The sequence below is a fragment of the Tangfeifania sp. genome (assembly GCF_055108615.1).
Window position 1 is genome coordinate 1 of the sequence record NZ_JBSQIC010000004.1, and the last position, 18,964, is coordinate 18,964.

The following is an 18,964-nucleotide window of genomic DNA, read 5'->3' on the forward strand; positions in this document are numbered from 1 at the left end:
GGAATAACAACTTCTTGTTTTTGCAAATCCTTTATCAATGATAGCGCCTCCGGTAATTGTTGCTTCAACTCAGCGTTCTCTTGCTTAAGGTTATCGTATCCCTTTCTCGATATGGTTATTGTCTTTTTGATATTTCAAAGAAACTGCTTAATATTTATTGGCTGTCTGTTATTGTCAAAAAATTATACACAATTTATTGTTAATTTCGCTGCTGAGTGGTAACAAAAGGTAAATGTGCAAAACAAATTTCAATGCCTTTTTTAAAAATATTCGGCCATAATAATCCAACCTGTAATCCCTGGCAAATTGAATTTGTAGAAACAAAAGCACATTTCGAGTTTATTCCTCTAATATAACCAGCGGCTTTATAGAACCAAATGGAAATATAATCTAAATCATGATAATTTTTAAAAGAAGAAAAAACAAAATCCATATCGTCTTTATGATGTTTTTGCAGATGAAAACACTGGTGATAGCTTTTGTTTTATTTCTTGGAACCATACACTCAGTCAGGAGGTTTCGCTCAGGTTTGAAATCAATATTTTAAGAAATTCTGATGGCAGCATAATTGTTTTGGTTTATAAAGATGCGGAAAGTTTGGATGAAGGTACGACTTGGATACATAAACCCATTTCAAAAAAAAAGGAGTTTGCGGTATTTGTAGTTAAGCTATAATTTCTAATTTTTCCAGTGAAAAAATGCAGAGCATAATATCAAGTTATTAAATTTGCTTTTACTAACTATCGGATTATGAACAATATGATTTTTCAAAAATTGGAATTTACCGCTTTTTTTAGCGTGATTACTTTGTTGTTTTTCTTTTCCTCCGCACCTGCCCAGAGCCTGGATGTAGCTTATGTTCCAACGCCCGATTTTGTAGTTGAAAGAATGCTTGATTTGGCAAATGTTGGCCCCGGCGATTACGTGATTGATTTGGGATGCGGCGACGGACGGATAAATATTGCAGCAGCTAAACGTGGTGCTTTGGGACACGGAGTAGATTTGGATCCTGAACGAGTAAAAGAAGCACGTGAAAATGCTGAAAAAGCTGGAGTTGCTGATAAAGTGGTGTTTGTGGAAGAGAATATTTACGATACCGATTTTAGCCAGGCTACCGTGATTGCGATGTACCTCTTCCCCTCCATAAATTTGAAATTGCGACCAAAATTCCTCGAAGAACTTGAACCGGGAACACGTATTGTTTCTCATGATTTTGGAATGGATGATTGGAAACCAGATAAACAAATTGGGCGGATGGAAAATCATGCTGCACTATTATGGATTGTTCCGGCAAAAGTTGAAGGAACCTGGCGTTGGAATATAAATGGCGAGAAATTCAAAATGAATGTCGGTCATAAATTTCAGGAAATAAAAATCGATTTAACTTCCATCTCATCAACTTATGATGTGCAAGAAAATTTGCTGTCGGGAGAAAGAATCAGTTTTACCGCTGCCGACAATTCAAATCAGAAAAAATTTGTGTTTAGCGGGGAAGTGAAAGGCGACAAAATTGAAGGGGTGGTTCAAATTCATGAGGGGAAAAATAAAAATGTTGAAGACTGGACAGCATGGTTAGAATGATTAAGCTGATAATTAACTTGCTTTAAGCCTGCGAATACTCGACCGATCCATTTTGTTTTTAGCATATTCTTTGGTGATGCTAAGTTTGTCGGTTTTTTCCGAAGGCATTTCATACATGGCATCGTTCATAATGCTTTCGCAAATTGAACGTAATCCGCGAGCACCCAGTTTAAACTCAACCGCCTTTTCAACAATGTACTGCAGTGCTTCCTCTTCGAATTCCAGTTCAATGTTGTCAATCTGGAACAGCTTTTTGTACTGTTTGATAACCGAATTTTTGGGTTCGGTGAGGATATTCCGGAGTACTTCCTTGTTGAGCGGATCGAGGTGGACCAGCACCGGCAAACGGCCAATGATTTCGGGAATCAGCCCGAACGATTTTAAATCCTGCGGAGCGATGTACTGAAGCAGGTTTTCGCGTTCGATGCGGTCAACTTCTTTTGCGGCGCTGTAGCCAATAACTTTTGTGTTCAGCCGGTTGGCAATTTTACGTTCGATACCATCGAATGCCCCGCCGCAGATAAACAGGATGTTTTTGGTGTCAACCGGAATGAGTTTTTGTTCCGGGTGCTTGCGTCCGCCCTGTGGCGGCACGTTAATAACCGAACCTTCCAAAAGTTTCAGCAATCCCTGCTGAACGCCTTCGCCGGAAACATCGCGGGTAATTGACGGGTTATCGCTTTTGCGGGCGATTTTATCAATCTCATCCACAAAAACAATTCCTCGTTCTGCCGCTTCGGTGTTGTAGTCGGCGGCTTGCAGCAAACGTGTTAAAATGCTTTCAATATCTTCGCCCACGTAGCCGGCCTCGGTTAAAACAGTGGCATCTACAATGGTAAACGGCACGTGCAGCATTTTGGCAATTGTACGCGCCAGCAGTGTTTTTCCTGTCCCGGTTTCACCCACCAAAATGATGTTCGATTTTTCAATCTCGGTTTCATCTTCATCAACAGGCTGGGTGAGCCGTTTGTAGTGGTTGTAAACCGCTACCGAAATAATTTTTTTTGCTTCATCCTGACCGATAACATACTGGTCGAGGAATTCCTTGATTTGGCGTGGTTTTAAAAGCTGTACACCATCGAGTGTGAAAGAACTGTCTTGTTTTATTTCTTCCTGAATGATGGAATACGCCTGCTCGGCACACCGGTCGCAGATGTGCCCGTCAATTCCGGCAATTAAAAGGTTAACTTCCTTTTTTTCGCGGCCACAAAATGAACACTTATCCATTTCTTTTTTTGTTGCCATTATATTTTCTTTTCTCTTTCCAGAATTTCGTCGATCATACCATATTTCACTGCCTCTTCAGAGGTCATCCAGTAATCGCGGTCGGCATCTTTTTCAACCTGTTTGATGGATTTTCCTGAATGCTCGGCAATGATGGCATAAAGTTCTTTTTTAATTTTCAGAATCTCACGTGCAGTAATTTCAATGTCGGAAGCCTGGCCTTGTGCGCCGCCCATTGGCTGGTGAATCATCACCCTCGAATGGCGCAGTGCCGAACGTTTCCCTTTGGCACCGGCGGTGAGCAAAACTGCTCCCATGGAGGCTGCCATTCCGGTGCAAATTGTGGCTATGTCGGCCGAAATGTACTGCATGGTGTCGTAAATTCCCAGTCCGGCATGTACATGACCGCCGGGGGTGTTGAAATATATCTGAATGTCTTTCGACGGATCGGTTGATTCCAGGAACAGCAACTGTGCCTGAATAATGTTGGCCACTGTATCGTCAATCGGAACACCGAGGAAAATAATGCGATCCATCATTAACCGTGAAAACACATCCATTGAAGCCACGTTTAGTTGCCGCTCTTCAATAATGGTGGGCGAAATGTAATTCCCGTAGGCTGAGCTGAAACGGTCGAGCGTTAAACTGCTGATGCCTTCGTGTTTTGTTGCGTATTTTCTAAATTCGTTGTGTTTGTCCATGTTATTCTCTCTTATAATAAAAGTAACTTTCCAATTTAATTTCTCTAAACTACAAAGTTACAAAAAAGTTGTTTGCTGATACGTGCAGTAAATTTTATTTAGATAACTCAGTAAACTCTTCCTGTGTTACCTCTTTTTCATTTAACGAAACTTTGTCTTTTACAACACCCACTACTTTATCTTCAAGCAGTTTGTTGTAAAGGCGTTCCTTTTCTTCCTGTTTTTCAAGGATCATTTTGGCAAACGATTCGAGCTGCTCTTCGGGAACATTTGGGATGCCGTACTGGGCGTATTGCGCCTGGGCAACCTGTTTGGCAAAATTAAACGCTTCTTCTTCCTCCACTTTCAATTCATTTTCTTTAATAATGAAGTCTTTAATCAGCTGCCACTTCAGGTCTTTCAAAAACCCGTCGAAATCATTTTCAATTTGCTCTTCGGTAACGTCTTTGTTGGCCACCCGCAGCCAGCGTTTCAGAAAAGCTTCCGGCAGTTCGGGGTTTACTTTGTCAACCAGCGTGTCGCGCACATCCATGGCAAAGCGTTGTTCTGAAGAGTGAACGAGGTTTGAAGCCAGTTCATCTTTCAGGCGGTTGCGGAGATCTTCCTCCGTTTTTATGTTGGTGTCTTCGCCGTATATTTTCTTGTAGAGCTCCTCGTTTAATTCAGCTTTTTCAAATTCAAGAGGTTCTTTTATTGTGAATTTAAAAATACTGTTAAGTTCTTCGGCTTGTTCGTGGCTTATGTTAAGCATGTGACCAACTTCGTGGCGATTGTCGTAGGCTTTTACCGGATCGAAAATCAGGGTATCGCCTTGCTTTTTACCGGTGAATTCTTTTTTAATTTCTTCGTCTTTAATCAGGTCGATGGAAAGTAAAACGCCTTCCGGTTTTATGCCGTCTTCTTTTTCATTGCCTTCCTCGTCGAGTTCAACAAAATCGCCGCGTACCAATCCATCTTCTTTTACTGCATCGGTTTCCTTGTTTTGGCCCATTTGCGATTTAATCATGTCAATCTGTTCATTGACCATGTCGTCGGAAACCTTGATTTTATAGTAGTTGATTTTGTCTTTTTCATCTAACGGAACCTCAATTTCGGGAGCCAGGGCGATGTCGAAAACAAATTCGAAGTTTTCATCATTATCCCAGTCAATGGCTTTTTGCTGATCTTCGTTGGCAAGCGGTTCGCCCAGTATCTGGAGTTTTTCTTCCATCAAATAACTGGTGAGTTTTTGCGACAGCAGGTTGTTCACTTCGTCGAGGAGCACAGATTTTCCAAATCTTTTTTTAATGAGCCCCATTGGTGCTTTCCCGGGCCTGAAACCTGGCATGTCGGCTTTTTGCCGGTACTCTTTAAGTTTGTCTTCAACCGGTTTCTCGTAATCCGGTTTTTCAATCAGCACTTTTAAAACTGCATTAACATTGTCGGTATTTTCCCTGGTAATGTTCATATTGACTATTAAATATTAATTCCTGTAAATACATAAATCACTGCCGGCAATCGTTTTTAAAAAGGAAAGCCGGCGGTGCTGGTGCGGACGAAGGGACTCGAACCCCCACGCCGAAAGGCACCAGATCCTAAGTCTGGCGCGTCTACCAATTCCGCCACGTCCGCGAAAAACAGGGCGCAAAGGTAAATATTTTTTTTGAATGTGGAAAATTACTTCCACTCAACCACAGTGCCCCTGGAGTCGTCCTGAAGCTCTTTGGGAATGTCTTCTTTTATTTCGCGCCAGAGCAGGTTAATGAGTTTATGTTTGGCAAAATGGCGGGAATAGACCAGGCTTACCTCGCGCAATGGATGAAAATTTGTAAACGAGCGAACATTGGCCAATCGAGTTTCGTGCATGCTGAATTTGGCCAGTTCGGGAATGAGGGTAATCCCGCCTTCGCGGTCAACAATATTCATGAGGGTTTCCAGCGAGCCGGCTTCGAAATGGAAGGGCAATTCACTGTCAACAGTTCCGAGGAAGGAGCAGAGGTTGACTACCTGGTCGCGAAAACAGTGCCCATCGCTAAGCAGCCATATTTCCGGGGTGGCAATGTCTTTTATGGTAATTTGTTTTTGCCTGTGGAGCTTATGGCTGGGATTGGTATAAATTAGCATTTCCTCGTAAAATATCGGCTTTTCAATTATTTTTCCCTCTTTCAGCGGGGTGACCAGAATTCCCACATCAATCAGGTCGCGGTTCAGCAGGTCAACAATATTATCGGTGGTTTGCTCCACCACTTTAATAAAAATGTTGGGATAATTTTTTTTGTACCTGCCAATGAAAACCGGCAGCAGGTAAGGGGCGAGTGTTGGAATTATTCCAATGCGCAGCAGCCCGGAAACCTGGTTTTTATGCTCTTTTACGATGTTGTAAATTTCTTCTGATTGTTTCAGTATAACCCGTGCCTGATCAATTATTCGCTGGCCCACATCGGTTGGAATCAGCGGTTGTTTGCTGCGGTCGAAAATGAAGATTTCAAGTTCCTCCTCCAGTTTTTTTATTTGCATGGAAAGTGTGGGCTGGGTAATGAAACACGACTCGGCAGCTTTGCCAAAATGGCGATAAGTATCTACCGCTACAATATATTCCAACTGGGTTAGCGTAATCATGGTGTAGTTGTTTTGACGCTAAAAGTAGAAATTATCTGTTTCTGCGGAAAATAAAATCCGGATTATTTCAAATTGGGCAAATGAGTTCAGGTAATACGCTGGCGGTACCATTCGAAAGAAGCTACGGCCAGAGCATGTGAAACATTCATTGATTTGCAACCTCCCGGCATGGGGATGAAAATTTTCTTTTTGCTTTTTTGAATGATTTCGGTTGGCAATCCGTGCGATTCGTTGCCGTTCAGTATGATTATCTTTTCAGGGAGTTTTGCTTTGAAAATATTTTCAGAGCCGGAACAGGTTTCCAGTATTACAAGGTTTTGTTATCAGGATAAAATAGTAATTTTGTGCAAAACAACGAAAAAATGAGGATTTCAGATTATACAATTTTATTTTTTGTTGCCATTTTCATGGTGGCGTGCGGCCCTTCCGACGAAGACAAAGCCAGGCAGAAAATGCAACAGGCACAATCGCTTCTGCAAAAAAATGACACCACTGCTGCACTGCGCCACCTCGACAGCATCCCGCAATTGTACCCCAAAGCGGCTTATGCGGTTAACGCAGCAAAAAACCTGAGGACTGAAGTGCAGTTCGATTTGCTTCACCGCAAAGAAGCACAACTCGATTCATTGAATGTGAATATTGAAGAGCTGGAAAAACCATTCAAAAAGGAGAAGACAGAATTCGACCGCTACACCCAGTACATTCATAAGCGTCAGGATTTTGAGCGGGCGTGGGATCGCTCCTACATAAAAGTGCACCTCGATGAGCGCGGCGAAATATATTTGAGCAGTAATTATCACGGTGAAAACTGGCTGAACCACACGGCCCTGCGTGTTTACGATCAGGGAGATGATGCCAAAACCGAAGAAATTCCCATTGGGAGCGTGGATAACCACCGCAGCGAATTTATGGATGCAGTGTGGGAAAAAGTGTCCTACCGCAACGGGAAGGACAACGGCGTTATGGAATTTATTGCGAACAATACCGACCGCCGCCTGAAAGCCGTTTTCCTGGGCGATGAATACTATTACATTATTCTTGAAAGTTACGACAAGCAAGCCGTTAAAGATGCGCTGGAGCTTTCAAAAGCTTTAAAAAAGCGCACCAAATTGCAGCAGGAAATAAAAACACTGGGAAATAAACTCGATGTGAATTAAATGATTTCTTCCACAGCCTGCGGCGGGTCGGCAAGTACCGCCTTATCGCCATTTACCACTATGGGGCGTTTTAGCAGCCGTGGGTTTTCGGCCAGTATTTTCAGCCATTCATTATCCAAATATTCTTTTCCCTTGTATTTTTCTTTGAAAATTTTTTCCTGGGTACGCACAAAATCGAACGGTTTTTTGCCGGTTTTTTCAACCAGTTCGCGCAGTTCATTTTCGGAAATGCCTTCGGTCAGGTATTTTTTAATTTCTACATCATAGCCTTTTTCTTCCAGGTATTTCAACCCGGCACGGCTTTTTGCACAACGTGGATTATGATAAAGCTTCATGATAAAATGGTGTTTCTTTTTTATGTAATTGTAGTAGTCTTCCTGGGCCCGGTATTTTGAATCCTGGCTCCGGTTATTATACTTATTTTGAAGTTGAGGGTCGAGAATGCGGGCTTTGGTATTGTCTCTCAGCTGAATTTTAAGCATCTCTTTCAACTCCGATTTTATTTCTTCGTCGTAAATGGGGCAGGCCACCTCAATCCGGCGGTTCAGGTTGCGTGTCATCCAGTCGGCCGAAGAGATGTACATTTTTTCATCGCCATCGTTTCCAAAAAGGAAAATACGTGAATGCTCGAGGTATTTATCCACAATACTTATGGCATAAATATTTTCCCTGAATTTTTCTTTATCCAGCTGAAGTCCGAAAATGCCCCTGACAATCAACTCTATTTTCACTCCGGCTTCGGCAGCTTTGTAAATTTTTTTCATCATTCCCGGATCGATGAGGCTGTTCATTTTCAGTATCATCCAGGCATCTTTTCCTTGTTTGGTCAGTTCAATTTCCCGCTCGATATTCTGAATGAAATGATCGCGCATGTAAAACGGGCTAACTACCAAATATTTGTAGTTGAAATGCTTGTAGTTGTGCTTGAAAAAATCGAACACCTGCTCCACCTCGTCAGCCAGACGCGGATCAGCAGTGAGCAGCCCGTCGTCGGCATACACATTGGCCGTTCCTTCGTGAAAGTTGCCTGTACCAATGTAGGCATAATTGCGTGTATTGCCTTCTTCATCTCTTTTTATCCACGCAAGCTTGCAGTGTACTTTTACACCCGGCACTCCGTTGATAACGTTGGCTCCTTCTTCCTGCAGTTTATTGGACCAGTAGATGTTGTTTTCTTCGTCGAATCGTGCCTGAAGTTCAACCACCACCGTCACCACTTTCCCATTTCGAATCGCATTGAGCAGTGCGTTCATCACTTTCGAACCTTCGGCTACGCGGTAAACGGTCAGGCCAATTTCTTTTACCTGTGGATCGATGGCCGCCTCGCGCAAAAAGTCGATAAAGTGATTGAATGTTTGATAAGGGAAGTGGAGCATTACATCTTTTTGGCGGAGAACACGCAAAATACTGGTATGTGGCGGCAGTTGCCTGTTTCTGAATGGTGGCAGTTTTGGGTAGTAATGTTTCTTTTCCCCTACTTCAGGGAAATTCATAAAATCTTTATGATTGTGGTACCTGCCTCCCGGAACGGAATTTTCCTGGTTGGTCAGTTTCATTTTTTTCAGGATGAAATCCAGCAAATCTTTCGGAATATTCCTGTCATAGAGTAAACGCACGGGTTTTCCTTTTTTGCGTTTTTTCACGCTGCTGCTCATTTTTTCAATGAAACTTTTGGAAATGTCGTCGTCAATATCCAACTCGGCATCGCGGGTAATTTTTACGGTGTAGGCTTCATACGCATCGTAATCGAAATAGAAAAACAGATCGTCGAAACAGTAGCGGATGACATCGTCGAGCATCATCAGATAAGTTTTTTTGCGCTCTTTGGGGAGCACTAAAAACCGGGGGACAGAAATGCCGGGAATCCTGATTAGCGAATAGGCAAAATCTGATGGATCGTTCTTTTTCGAGAGTTTTACGGCGAGGTAAACCGAGCGATCGCGCAGGTAAGGGAATTTGTTTTTTTTGCTCAACATGATGGGCACCAGGTTGGGCAATACTTTTTCATAAAAATATTTTTTCACAAATATTCCCTGCGAGAGGTTCAGTTCTTTCTCATCTAAAATGAAAATATTGTTTTTGTTCAGTTCGTCGAGAATGTCCCTGAAAATGGACTGCACTTTATACTGCTGCTCCAATACTATCTCTTGAATTTTATCGTGTAGTTCGCGGGGGGTGAGGTCTCCGAGCAGGTTTTCTTCGTCTTTGCCAATGTCAACCATGCGGCGCACTGTAGCCACGCGCACACGGAAAAACTCATCGAGGTTATTGGAAAAAATCCCGATAAACCGGATGCGTTCGAACAAGGGTGTCTGCGGGTCTTCGGCTTCCTGCAGAACCCGCTCGTTGAACGAAAGCCAGCTGATTTCCCTGTTTATGAAGTTTTCATTTGAATACATACCAAATTACTTTTAAGAAGTAAACGAATAATTATTGCTCTTGTTGAATCCTTCTTAAAAATAGGAAAAGAAAGCTGACCGGCAAATATTTCAGGCAATTACTGCCCGCCAAATTCCATGAGGTAAGCCTTTATCAGGCCGTCGAGTTCGCCGTCGAGCACAGCATCCACATTTCCGGTTTCGTAGTTGGTGCGCAGGTCTTTCACCATTTTGTAGGGTTGCAGCACGTACGACCGGATTTGCGAACCCCACTCAATTTTCTTTTTCTGCGACTCGATTTCCATGGTTTTTTCCTGGCGCTTCCGGAGTTCCATTTCGTAGAGTTGCGATTTCAACAGGCGCAGTGCATTTTCCTTGTTTCCTGTTTGCGAGCGGCTTTCGGTGTTTTCAATTACAATGCCCGTTGGTTCGTGGTGCAAACGTACGCCGGTTTCTACTTTGTTCACATTCTGGCCGCCGGCCCCACCACTGCGAAAAGTATCCCAGGTAATGTCAGCCGGGTTGATCTCAATTTCAATGCTGTCGTCGATTAGCGGAGCCACGTAAACTGATGTAAAAGAGGTCATTCGCTTGTTTTGAGCATTAAAAGGTGAAAGCCTCACCAGGCGGTGAACCCCGTTTTCACTTTTCAAATAACCGTAGGCATATTCGCCTTCTACTTCTATGGTGCAGCTTTTAATTCCGGCTTCGTCGCCGGGCTGCATATTGTCGATCTTAACTTTGTAGTTGTTGTTTTCGCACCAGCGGGTGTACATGCGGAAGAGCATTTCGGCCCAGTCGTTGCTTTCGGTTCCTCCGGCACCGGCATTGATTTTCAGCACAGCACTGAGTTTGTCCTCTTCGTTGCGCAGCATGTTTTTGGTTTCGAGTGCTTCTACTTTCAGGACGGCTGAATTGTAAGCTTTGTCCACTTCTTCTTCTGATGCTTCGTCTTCTTCGAAAAAATCATAAAGCACCTCAAAGTCTTCAACTGCCTGGTTTACCGCGTCGAAGCCTTTTGTCCAGTCTTTTATCGATTTGATGTTTTTCATCTGGGCTTCGGCTTCTTTCGGGTTCGACCAAAATTCAGGATCCTGTGTTTTGAGTTCTTCTTCTTTTAACTGCAGTAATTTAGCATCGTAGTCAAAGATGCCTCCTCAGCGCATCCCGGCGCTCCAGGAGGTCTTTTACCTGGTCTTTTAAAATCATTTTTTTCTAAATTTTTAAGGTTTACAAAGGTAAGCAATTAATTATGTAGTAAGCAAACTGGAATCTGCCGAAAAGGCTAAAATGCAACTGATTGCCCTGCTTGAATTAATTGAAATCCTGCCGGTTGGAAAATCAACAGTAAAAAAATCACTCTATTCTGATTTCAGGGATTTTGAAGACGGTTTGCAAAATTTTTGTGCAGGGGAAGGAAAATTAACCACCATCGTAACCCGTAATACGAAAGACTATTCTGCAAGTAATCTCGTTGTTCAGACACCCATGTAATTTCTGGCTACTTTTGAGTGATACATTTCATAAGCATTTTTCATGTCTTTGCCATAAAAATAATTGATTTTCATAAAAATAAACCTTTTTTCATGCTATATTTGTAACTGAATTTCACATAAAAGCCCAATGGAAAATCATTTTTCACAAAAAGTAACTATTTTTCACGACAGACCGCTTCCCGAGGCGGGTTTTTTGGCCGGTTACGCCTTATTACTCCGATTCATTGAACAACAAACCGCTAAACTCCTGCCAATCCCCAGGCAACTTGCTATGGTTACAGAAAAACATCAAAGATACAATACTGCTGAATGGCAGGTGTTTACAAAAAGACATAAACCAAAGAATGATGTTTTGAGCCATGTTGTTTTTGCGCTTAAATATGAGGGCATAGATTTGCTGATTTTAAAAACAACTTTCCAGCTTTTAGGAAAAAATATCATTGAAGAAGCCGTAATGGAGATGCCAACAGGTCAGTATTCCAGAAAAATCTGGTTTCTTTATGAATGGCTGTTTAATATCAAACTAAACATACCTGATCTGAAAAAGGGCACTTATGTGGAAGTTTTAAATCCAGAACTGCAATACACAGGACCTGCTACCAATTCGGGCAGGCACCGGGTAAAAAACAACCTGCCCGGAACGCCTGAATTCTGTCCCCTAATCAGGAAGACAGAAAAACTGGAAAAATTTATAAATTCCAGGATAGATGAGGCAATTCATAAAGGGTTAAGTGACCGTGACAAAGATATTATTCGCAGAACTGCAGCCTTTCTGTTGCTGAAGGATTCAAAAGCCTCATTTGCCATAGAAGGTGAAATTCCACCGAACCTGAGGGCCCGCAATTGGGGAAAAGCAATAGGTCAGGCAGGGAAAAAAGCTTTAACGCTGGCAGAAATTGAACGCTTACAACATATTGTAATCGGCTCAAAAAAGCTTAAACGTATGGGATTCAGAAAGGAAGAAGGCTTTATCGGAGAACATGACCGCGAAACTTTTTCACCAATTCCGGATCACATTTCCGCAAAAGCTGAAGATCTGGATTCCCTCATGAATGGTTGGCTTAAAACAAATAATCTCCTTCAGAACAGTAAATATGATCCTGTGTTAACAGCCGCTACCATTGCCTTTGGTTTTGTCTTTATCCATCCTTTGTCTGATGGAAACGGAAGAATTCACAGGTATCTTATCCATCATGTTTTAACCTGGATGGGGTTTGTTAAAAGAGAAATGATATTCCCTGTATCAGCGGCAATTCTGAACCGAATCAGTGATTATCAGGAGGTATTGGAAGATTTTTCGTTACAGAGAATTGATTTAATTGAATGGGAACCAACTCCAGATCACAATATCCGCATTTTAAACCAAACTGCCGATCTTTACCGCTATTTTGATTTAACAACTCAGGCAGAATTTTTATACGAATGTGTTGAAGAAACCATCAATAAAATAATTCCGGCAGAAATTGACTATCTTGAAAAATACGACCGGCTGACAAATTCCATTAATGCATTTATCAATTTGCCGAACTCAAAGGTTGATTTGCTTATAAAATATCTGGATCAAAACAGTGGCAGGCTTTCTAAAAGAAAGAGGCAAAAGTTTTTTGACGAGTTGTCAGAAGACGAAATCCTGTTTATTGAGGAACAATATGCTGAAATTTTTAAAAGATAATCCTTTTTTTAGGAAATGAGTTGCGCATCATTCCATCACCTCATTCAAATACCTGTGAATTATTTCGGGTTCGAAGCCGCGGTTCTGGGCAAACCGGATAATCTGCCCCATTTTTTCAAATTTGTTTTTCTTCTTCACCTTGCGGGCTTTCCCCTTCATGGTTTTCAGGAGGATTTCGCGGTATTTGTCCGTGTCAATTTCATCCAGCCCGGCCTGGATTAATTCATCCGAAAGCCTTTTCATTTTCAGGTAGTGGCGAATTTTCACCTTTCCCCACTTGTTAAATTTGAATTTATCGGAAACATAAGAACGCACGTACCGCACATCATCAATAAACTTTTCGGCTTTTAGTTTTTCGATGATTTCATCTGCCTCGTCACTGCTCAGCCCGGCAGTCGTAATTTTTTTGTGAATATCGGTTGAACACTGCTCGGAGCGGCTGCAATAGGCGGCCATTTTCTCAAATATTTCCTGTGCGGTTTTTTCTTCGGTTTCCATGGGAAAAGTATTGATTAATCCGACCCCAAGTTACAAAAAGTAAATAACTTTCGTAATTAATTTGCAGCAGGCAAAATAAACGTGGGATCGTCCGGGGCATTTGAATAGTTGAACCCGCTGGCATACACATTTCCCTGATGGTCGATAAACAAATTACGCTGCTTTGAAAATGTGAACAGTTCTGTAAATTCCTCAAAATCTTTTGTTTTCCAAACACCGCCTCCTGGCGCCAGCACATAATAAAAATTTTTAAATTTATCGTAACAATTCCACGAAGTTGTGCCATAAGCTACAGAAGGGCTAAGTACTTTTTTATACGTTTTCCCTGAATCAACTGATTTGTATAAAGTAAAACCACCTTCCTGTCCCTGTAAAATTATTTCATTTTTATCAGTAACATATAAAGTTGAAGGATACTGTGGATTGTCTAAACTTTTCCAGGTAATTCCATCATCAAAAGTTTGCATTACACTTTTTTAAACCAGCCTTCCACATTCTGACTGAAATATTCCCGTTGAACCTGGTAACCGTTTCCAAAGTTGTATTCGCATGTCTCTTCGCCGGTTGCCTTTGCATTTTGCAACAACGAGTAGTAGAACCCAAATTGAAAATGTGTGGAAAACCGGTTTCCGAAAGCAAGTTCCCCCAGAAGTGGAATGGTCAGGTAATCGAGCGAAACATCCGACTGGAAACTGACAGTCTGTTCGGCGTTTTGCGTGTAACCATAATAAACTCTTGACTGGCCGGGTTTATCAATACGGTAACCTTTTCGCTCCACCCATGCCCCGGAAACAAGTGAAAAAGCAGTGTCAACCCGAAATTTCACAAAAACACCCGAATTTAAGCCCGGCAATACAGCATAATCGCTTTTTTTGTCCGGGTCTGCTGATTTGGAAAAGGAAATGCCCGCATGAGGTAAAATCTCAATCCGGCGACCGGGCGCAGGGCCTTCCTGTTCTTTCATCGGTTTTGAGAACGGAGAAAATCCCACGCCCAAAAGCAGCTCAGTAGAACCATTTTTGCCATCTACGCTTTCCAGAGAAACCTCTTTCCCATAAGTTGTACGGCCTTCGAGAAAAATATTCCAACGGCTGTTTACAGCATAATTCAATGATGCCGATAATAACCAGCTCCAATCGGTTCCGTGCGGGAAATTTGCTTCGCGAAACTCTTCTGAATGAAGCTCTTTATCTTTTCCTGTAAATTCATCGTTTATCAGGAAAGAATAGTGTGCCCCTGCACCAAACCCAAAACTGAGCCTCCCCGGGGTTTTCCATTCCAGCATAAGCGGCACCCGCAGGAAATGATATTCCCATTTGGTTGGTGAAGAAGGCCCTATAATGCAACCGCCCGGCATAAAAGAACTGCTGCTATAAGAAATATCCCACGGAACCGGATCGGTGTAATAATTTGTGTAGTTCCATCTTTCCTGGTAATAAAAGCTGGTGAATTCAGCACCGGTTCTAAGTGTCAGCCAAGTTGCCCAGTGTAGCTTTGGCAAAAATGCCACTCACCGGGCCGGGTTTGGCACTCCAGGTATTGTAGGTCATTTCACCCTGCAAATTGGAAAAGTTAATTCCGCTGACCGGTCCGAATGTAAGTTCCTGTGCAGCAGAAAACAAATGAAATCCGGAAAGCAGAATAATTGAAAGGACAAATTGAAAGCGCATTTTTTTCGTTTTTAATCAAGATGCAAAGATTGAACAAAAGGTTGCTTTTGCTTCATAAATCATCATAAAACGGTTTTTCCTCTTTCACGCCAGTAAAAAATTCTTCCAGTTCGGCCAGTGTGGTTTCGGTTTTAGGTACGTCTTTTACCACTTCGCCCTTTTCAAGAATAACGATGCGGGTACACACATCGGCCACATGGTCGAGGTCGTGGCTGGAAATGAGCAGCGCTTTTTCACCGCTTGCTGCATATTTTTTAGTAAACATAAAAGGCAGGATGTTGAAAAAACGAAATGCCGATTTGTTGAGCATGTAGCGGGCAATGCGGCGTTTTTTAACCGGAAGCACCAAAAACGGCTGAACCCCAAACGTAGGCAGATTTTGAATAAAAATGCGCAAAACCAAATCGGCTCCGGCGTAAATCAAAATCATGGAATTAAATGCGGAAACAACCGACTGGCCCGGAAACTTTTCAGCCAGAAACATGCTCAGACTGAAACCAAGAAAAAGAAAGGATACTGAAAAATAGATGGCCAGAAAAATGAGCACCCCTTTGGCGGCCATGTTTTTCCCGAAGGAGGCCGAACGGGTAAACTCCCGCCAGGAAAAAAAGGCAAAATTTCGTTTCATTTTTTTGAGTAAAAGCTGTTTTGATTTGAGTACTAAGATTTTTTATTGGTTCAGTTTTTGGCAAATAATTACACGACAAATTCAGGGAATGTTTCAAAAAAGTGTTGTTTAATTTTTTGAGGAATAAAAACAGACTGACCGTAAATTACGATTCCACACTCAAACAGCTTTTTCGTTTCTTCGGTTGTAATCGTACGATTCATTTCAGGTTAGTTTTGGGTTTAACAGCAAATCCATGTGCTGGATAAACGTTTTCATCTCTTTTAAAAGGCTCGCTGTTTCTTTTTTTCCCTTTTCGGTAAGGAAATAATATTTTCGCCGGCGGTTGTTTACCATTTTCATTTCAACACTCAGCAAACCTTTGGCTTCCAGCTTGTGTAAAGTTGGGTAAAGTGCGCCTTCGGTAATCATCATTTCGCCGGCAGTTATTTTTTCTACTTCGCGGGTAATCTGGTACCCGTACATTTTTCCGTTGTTTTTCAATAACTTGAGCACAATTGTGGAAAGGCTTCCTTTATAGAGTTGATTACTTTGCATGAGGTAAAAGTACAAAAATACATATACATAAGACTCTTATGCAAAAATTATTTTGATTTAAACGGTTACATTTTTTTTGATTCCGGAGATATCAAATGTTTGTGAAAAAAGTTGATGAGCGGCAAGGTTCGACTCCGAGGGGTCGTATATCATTCACTCATAAATTTTCTATAAACATATAAACCCGCTGGGGTTAATAAAATAATGTCCTGTCATAATTTTTTTTAGAAACAGAAGTATCACTCTAAAATATCTGTCAGCACCACGCCATCTTTAAAACGGTGTACTTCCCCTTCGGCATTAAAAATTTCTACCATTACCACGTAAACGCCCAGTGGTTGGCGGCTTCCGGTTTCATCTTCACCGTTCCAGACGAATTCGCCGCTGGTTCCCAGAATTTCGTTTTTCGCCAAATGCTGCACAAACCGTCCGGCTGCATCAAAAACACTGATATTGGCCACGTAGCCGGGGGTAGCCATTTCATATTGAATAATGTATTCGTCGTTGAACCCGTCGAGGTTGGGCGAAAATGCTTCCGGCTCAAAAGTCACTTTTGGTTTTCCGGTCAATTCGATGCCAGTCTGTGAATTTTCATAACCCGGTGTGCCATACCCCGCATCCGAAGAAGCGGAATGCCAGTTGCCCGGAGCGTTGGTGGGGTCAGAAAAGGAAACCCGCTCCAGCGAAACGCCTTCCTCATCGGCCAAAAACGGCGTATGCATTCTTTCGGTATAATACAATTCATCCATAATTTCGAGGTTTTCATTCAGCAAAACCACGTAATCGTCGTCGTTGTTGAATGACGGAATGCGCGCAACCTGCTGAAAACATTCGTTGCATTCAATTTGAAAAAAGGGAAAAACGCCGCTCGTATCTTCTGTAATGGCCACGTAACTTTTGGGCGGAATCAAATAAATTTTCCCTGACAAATCGTAAATCTGTTCCAACTGAAGGTTTTTGTCGCGCGATGCCAGGAAAAGTTTTCCGAGAGGAATTTCACGGTTCGAAATGTTGAAAATCTCCACATAATCTTCGCCATCGGGAAACGGGTTAAACAAGATCTCATTTAAAATGATCTCGCCCGGTTCAGCCGGCGGGTAGTATTTTTCTTCGGCAGCAACCACCACTTCATCCAAAATCACTTTATCATTAGCATAATGGTTGGAAAGGTAGCAAACAATTTGCAGTGAATTGCCTTCCAGGCCTTTGCTGACAGCCTGAACAGAGCCCCAGTTTCCGGCATTTGCGCTGTTTTCTGAAAAGGGAATTTCTTCACCTTCATCCAACCGGTAAAAAGTTTTCAGGTATTTGGTTTCGGTGTTGGCACCACTGCCCGTTTCCGAAGCGGTGAGTTCAACGTCCACCTTTTCAAAACCCGAGATATCAATCCATTCCGAGCGCCACACCACTTCACCATGTATGTCGCGCACTTCGAACCTTCCGCCGGAAGTAGAAACCGTTTGGGCATAATCTTCCTCATCAATCAGGGTCAGTTCGCTTTCATCAAATTCAAGGTTCCAGGTTGTAATGCCCGAAAAATCGGATACAATATTCTCTTCTCCGCTTCCCCAAATCCCTTTTCCAGGTTCGGAAAAACTTTCGCGCCAGATTTCCTGTGCTGCCAGCGAATTTCCACAGCACATAAAACTGATTGTTAAGATTTTCAGAATAGTACGGGCCATTTTGTTTCAATTCATTGCAAAATAGTAATTTTACGGGAATTAATTTTAACTGAAAACCAAGTTTAATTAAAAAGTTTACGTAATGAAAGTTGCAATTGTAGGAGTGAGTGGAGCAGTAGGACAAGAATTTCTCCGTGTTTTGGATGAACGGAATTTCCCGCTGGATGAGCTGGTATTGTTCGGTTCATCGAGAAGTGCCGGGAAACAGTACGAGTTCAGGGGAAAGAAACTGACCGTGAAAGAATTAAAACATAATGACGATTTTAAAGGGATTGATATTGCCCTCACATCGGCCGGTGGAAGCACATCCAAAGAGTATGCCGAAACAATTACCAAACATGGAACCATCATGATTGACAACTCAAGCGCTTTTCGTTATGACGATGACGTGCCGCTGGTGGTTCCCGAGGTGAATGCAGAAGATTCGAAAAACCGGCCGCGCAATATTATTGCCAATCCCAATTGCTCAACCATACAAATGGTTGTGTCACTGAAACCCATTGAAGATTTGTCGAAAATAAAACGGGTTCGCGTGGCAACCTACCAGGCAGCGAGCGGAGCCGGAGCCCAGGGAATTGCCGAACTGGAACAACAGGTGAAAGATGTGGCCGAAGGAAAAGAAACCACAGCCAACAAATTCCAGTACCAGTTGGCTATGAATCTTATTCCCCATATCGATGTTTTCCTCGATAACGACTACACCAAAGAAGAAATGAAAATGAACTGGGAAACCAAAAAAATTATGCACACCCAGGCTGAAGTGAGTGCTACCTGTGTGCGAATTCCGGTTGCCCGTGCGCACTCCGAGGCGATTTGGGTAGAAACAGAACAACCGCTTTCGGTTGAGCAGGTGAAAGACGCTTTTGAAAAAGCCGAAGGCATTTCGGTTATCGACAATCCCGCAAAAAATGAATACCCGATGCCGTTATTTGCGGCTGGTAAAGATGATGTTTATGTGGGCCGCATCCGTAAAGATATTGCCGACCCGAATAATATTACTTTCTGGTGTGTGGGCGATCAGATTAAAAAAGGAGCAGCATTAAACGCCGTTCAAATAGCTGAATGGCTTATAAAAGAAGGTGAAGTGAGTTAGACAGAACTTCATTGAAATATTTTTTAAAAAAGAAGTTGTCAGAAAAGTA

General features: G+C 42.3%; 21 protein-coding genes and 1 tRNA gene. 5 read left to right on the forward strand and 17 right to left on the reverse strand.

Annotation, left to right across the window (positions count from 1 at the left end; genetic code table 11):
* Positions 1 to 199: 199 nt before the first annotated feature.
* Positions 200 to 457, reverse strand: a complete 258-nt coding sequence (locus ACTCNA_RS01495) for a DNA methyltransferase (protein WP_462946212.1) — start codon at positions 455 to 457, stop codon at positions 200 to 202.
* 293 nt (positions 458 to 750) lie between these two features.
* Here ACTCNA_RS01495 and ACTCNA_RS01500 point away from each other — a divergent pair, with 293 nt between their 5' ends.
* Positions 751 to 1,581 carry a class I SAM-dependent methyltransferase gene (locus ACTCNA_RS01500; protein ID WP_462946126.1) on the forward strand — a complete coding sequence of 277 codons (831 nt, stop codon included), beginning with the start codon at positions 751 to 753 and terminating at the stop codon, positions 1,579 to 1,581.
* Between the two features lie 12 nt (positions 1,582 to 1,593).
* Here ACTCNA_RS01500 and clpX read toward each other — a convergent pair whose 3' ends face one another.
* The 6 genes from clpX to ACTCNA_RS01530 all read right to left on the reverse strand — a co-directional run bounded on the left by clpX (position 1,594) and on the right by ACTCNA_RS01530 (position 6,412).
* Positions 1,594 to 2,826 carry an ATP-dependent Clp protease ATP-binding subunit ClpX gene (gene clpX / locus ACTCNA_RS01505; RefSeq protein WP_462946127.1) on the reverse strand — a complete coding sequence of 411 codons (1,233 nt, stop codon included), beginning with the start codon at positions 2,824 to 2,826 and terminating at the stop codon, positions 1,594 to 1,596.
* Positions 2,826 to 3,506 carry an ATP-dependent Clp endopeptidase proteolytic subunit ClpP gene (gene clpP, locus ACTCNA_RS01510; protein ID WP_462946128.1) on the reverse strand — a complete coding sequence of 227 codons (681 nt, stop codon included), beginning with the start codon at positions 3,504 to 3,506 and terminating at the stop codon, positions 2,826 to 2,828. Before clpP ends, clpX begins: the two co-directional genes overlap by 1 nt.
* Before the next feature lie 94 nt (positions 3,507 to 3,600).
* Positions 3,601 to 4,953 carry a trigger factor gene (gene tig, locus ACTCNA_RS01515; RefSeq protein ID WP_462946129.1) on the reverse strand — a complete coding sequence of 451 codons (1,353 nt, stop codon included), beginning with the start codon at positions 4,951 to 4,953 and terminating at the stop codon, positions 3,601 to 3,603.
* Positions 4,954 to 5,032: 79 nt separating this feature from the next.
* Positions 5,033 to 5,117: transfer RNA gene (locus ACTCNA_RS01520), tRNA-Leu, on the reverse strand.
* A gap of 45 nt (positions 5,118 to 5,162) precedes the next feature.
* The gene (locus ACTCNA_RS01525) at positions 5,163 to 6,104 is read right to left on the reverse strand and encodes a hydrogen peroxide-inducible genes activator (RefSeq protein ID WP_462946130.1); all 942 of its coding nucleotides are present in this window, start codon (positions 6,102 to 6,104) and stop codon (positions 5,163 to 5,165) included.
* An 86-nt stretch (positions 6,105 to 6,190) separates the two neighbouring features.
* The gene (locus tag ACTCNA_RS01530) at positions 6,191 to 6,412 is read right to left on the reverse strand and encodes a TrmH family RNA methyltransferase (RefSeq protein WP_462946213.1); all 222 of its coding nucleotides are present in this window, start codon (positions 6,410 to 6,412) and stop codon (positions 6,191 to 6,193) included.
* Positions 6,413 to 6,466: 54 nt separating this feature from the next.
* Here ACTCNA_RS01530 and ACTCNA_RS01535 point away from each other — a divergent pair, with 54 nt between their 5' ends.
* Positions 6,467 to 7,261: a hypothetical protein gene (locus tag ACTCNA_RS01535; protein ID WP_462946131.1), complete on the forward strand. Its 795-nt coding sequence runs from the start codon at positions 6,467 to 6,469 to the stop codon at positions 7,259 to 7,261.
* Here the strand turns inward: ACTCNA_RS01535 and ppk1 are convergent.
* The gene (gene ppk1, locus ACTCNA_RS01540; RefSeq protein ID WP_462946132.1) at positions 7,258 to 9,660 is read right to left on the reverse strand and encodes a polyphosphate kinase 1; all 2,403 of its coding nucleotides are present in this window, start codon (positions 9,658 to 9,660) and stop codon (positions 7,258 to 7,260) included. The genes ACTCNA_RS01535 and ppk1 overlap by 4 nt on opposite strands.
* A gap of 98 nt (positions 9,661 to 9,758) precedes the next feature.
* Positions 9,759 to 10,848, reverse strand: a protein-coding gene (gene prfB / locus ACTCNA_RS01545; RefSeq protein WP_462946133.1) for a peptide chain release factor 2 whose coding sequence is annotated in 2 segments (ribosomal slippage) — positions 9,759 to 10,784 and positions 10,786 to 10,848 — 1,089 coding nt in all. Because the reading frame shifts where the segments join, the coding sequence is not laid out codon by codon here.
* A 36-nt stretch (positions 10,849 to 10,884) separates the two neighbouring features.
* Between prfB and ACTCNA_RS01550 the strand changes: the two genes are divergently transcribed.
* Together ACTCNA_RS01550 and ACTCNA_RS01555 are read left to right on the forward strand one after the other, a co-directional pair.
* Positions 10,885 to 11,133 carry a PIN domain-containing protein gene (locus tag ACTCNA_RS01550; RefSeq protein WP_462946214.1) on the forward strand — a complete coding sequence of 83 codons (249 nt, stop codon included), beginning with the start codon at positions 10,885 to 10,887 and terminating at the stop codon, positions 11,131 to 11,133.
* Positions 11,134 to 11,262: 129 nt separating this feature from the next.
* A complete protein-coding gene (locus ACTCNA_RS01555; RefSeq protein ID WP_462946134.1) occupies positions 11,263 to 12,807 on the forward strand; it encodes a Fic family protein in 1,545 nt (514 codons plus the stop codon).
* 27 nt (positions 12,808 to 12,834) lie between these two features.
* Here the strand turns inward: ACTCNA_RS01555 and ACTCNA_RS01560 are convergent, their stop codons facing one another.
* The 8 genes from ACTCNA_RS01560 to ACTCNA_RS01595 form a co-directional block, all read right to left on the reverse strand.
* Positions 12,835 to 13,305, reverse strand: coding sequence for a regulatory protein RecX (locus ACTCNA_RS01560; RefSeq protein WP_462946135.1), 471 nt, complete (start codon positions 13,303 to 13,305; stop codon positions 12,835 to 12,837).
* Positions 13,306 to 13,361: 56 nt separating this feature from the next.
* A complete protein-coding gene (locus ACTCNA_RS01565) occupies positions 13,362 to 13,772 on the reverse strand; it encodes a beta propeller repeat protein (protein WP_462946136.1) in 411 nt (136 codons plus the stop codon).
* Positions 13,772 to 14,815, reverse strand: coding sequence for a porin family protein (locus tag ACTCNA_RS01570; RefSeq protein ID WP_462946137.1), 1,044 nt, complete (start codon positions 14,813 to 14,815; stop codon positions 13,772 to 13,774). The genes ACTCNA_RS01565 and ACTCNA_RS01570 overlap by 1 nt, the downstream gene beginning before the upstream one ends.
* On the reverse strand, positions 14,769 to 14,975 hold the full coding sequence (locus tag ACTCNA_RS01575) for a hypothetical protein (protein ID WP_462946138.1): 207 nt from the start codon (positions 14,973 to 14,975) through the stop codon (positions 14,769 to 14,771). The genes ACTCNA_RS01570 and ACTCNA_RS01575 overlap by 47 nt, the downstream gene beginning before the upstream one ends.
* Before the next feature lie 52 nt (positions 14,976 to 15,027).
* A complete protein-coding gene (locus tag ACTCNA_RS01580) occupies positions 15,028 to 15,603 on the reverse strand; it encodes a DUF5687 family protein (RefSeq protein ID WP_462946139.1) in 576 nt (191 codons plus the stop codon).
* A gap of 68 nt (positions 15,604 to 15,671) precedes the next feature.
* Entirely contained in the window at positions 15,672 to 15,806 is a 135-nt protein-coding gene (locus ACTCNA_RS01585) for a hypothetical protein (protein WP_462946140.1), read from the reverse strand.
* Position 15,807: 1 nt separating this feature from the next.
* A complete protein-coding gene (locus ACTCNA_RS01590) occupies positions 15,808 to 16,140 on the reverse strand; it encodes a PadR family transcriptional regulator (RefSeq protein WP_462946141.1) in 333 nt (110 codons plus the stop codon).
* 239 nt (positions 16,141 to 16,379) lie between these two features.
* The gene (locus ACTCNA_RS01595) at positions 16,380 to 17,822 is read right to left on the reverse strand and encodes a lamin tail domain-containing protein (protein WP_462946142.1); all 1,443 of its coding nucleotides are present in this window, start codon (positions 17,820 to 17,822) and stop codon (positions 16,380 to 16,382) included.
* A gap of 82 nt (positions 17,823 to 17,904) precedes the next feature.
* Here ACTCNA_RS01595 and ACTCNA_RS01600 point away from each other — a divergent pair, with 82 nt between their 5' ends.
* Positions 17,905 to 18,915, forward strand: coding sequence for an aspartate-semialdehyde dehydrogenase (locus ACTCNA_RS01600; protein ID WP_462946143.1), 1,011 nt, complete (start codon positions 17,905 to 17,907; stop codon positions 18,913 to 18,915).
* The last annotated feature ends 49 nt before the right edge of the window (positions 18,916 to 18,964 follow it).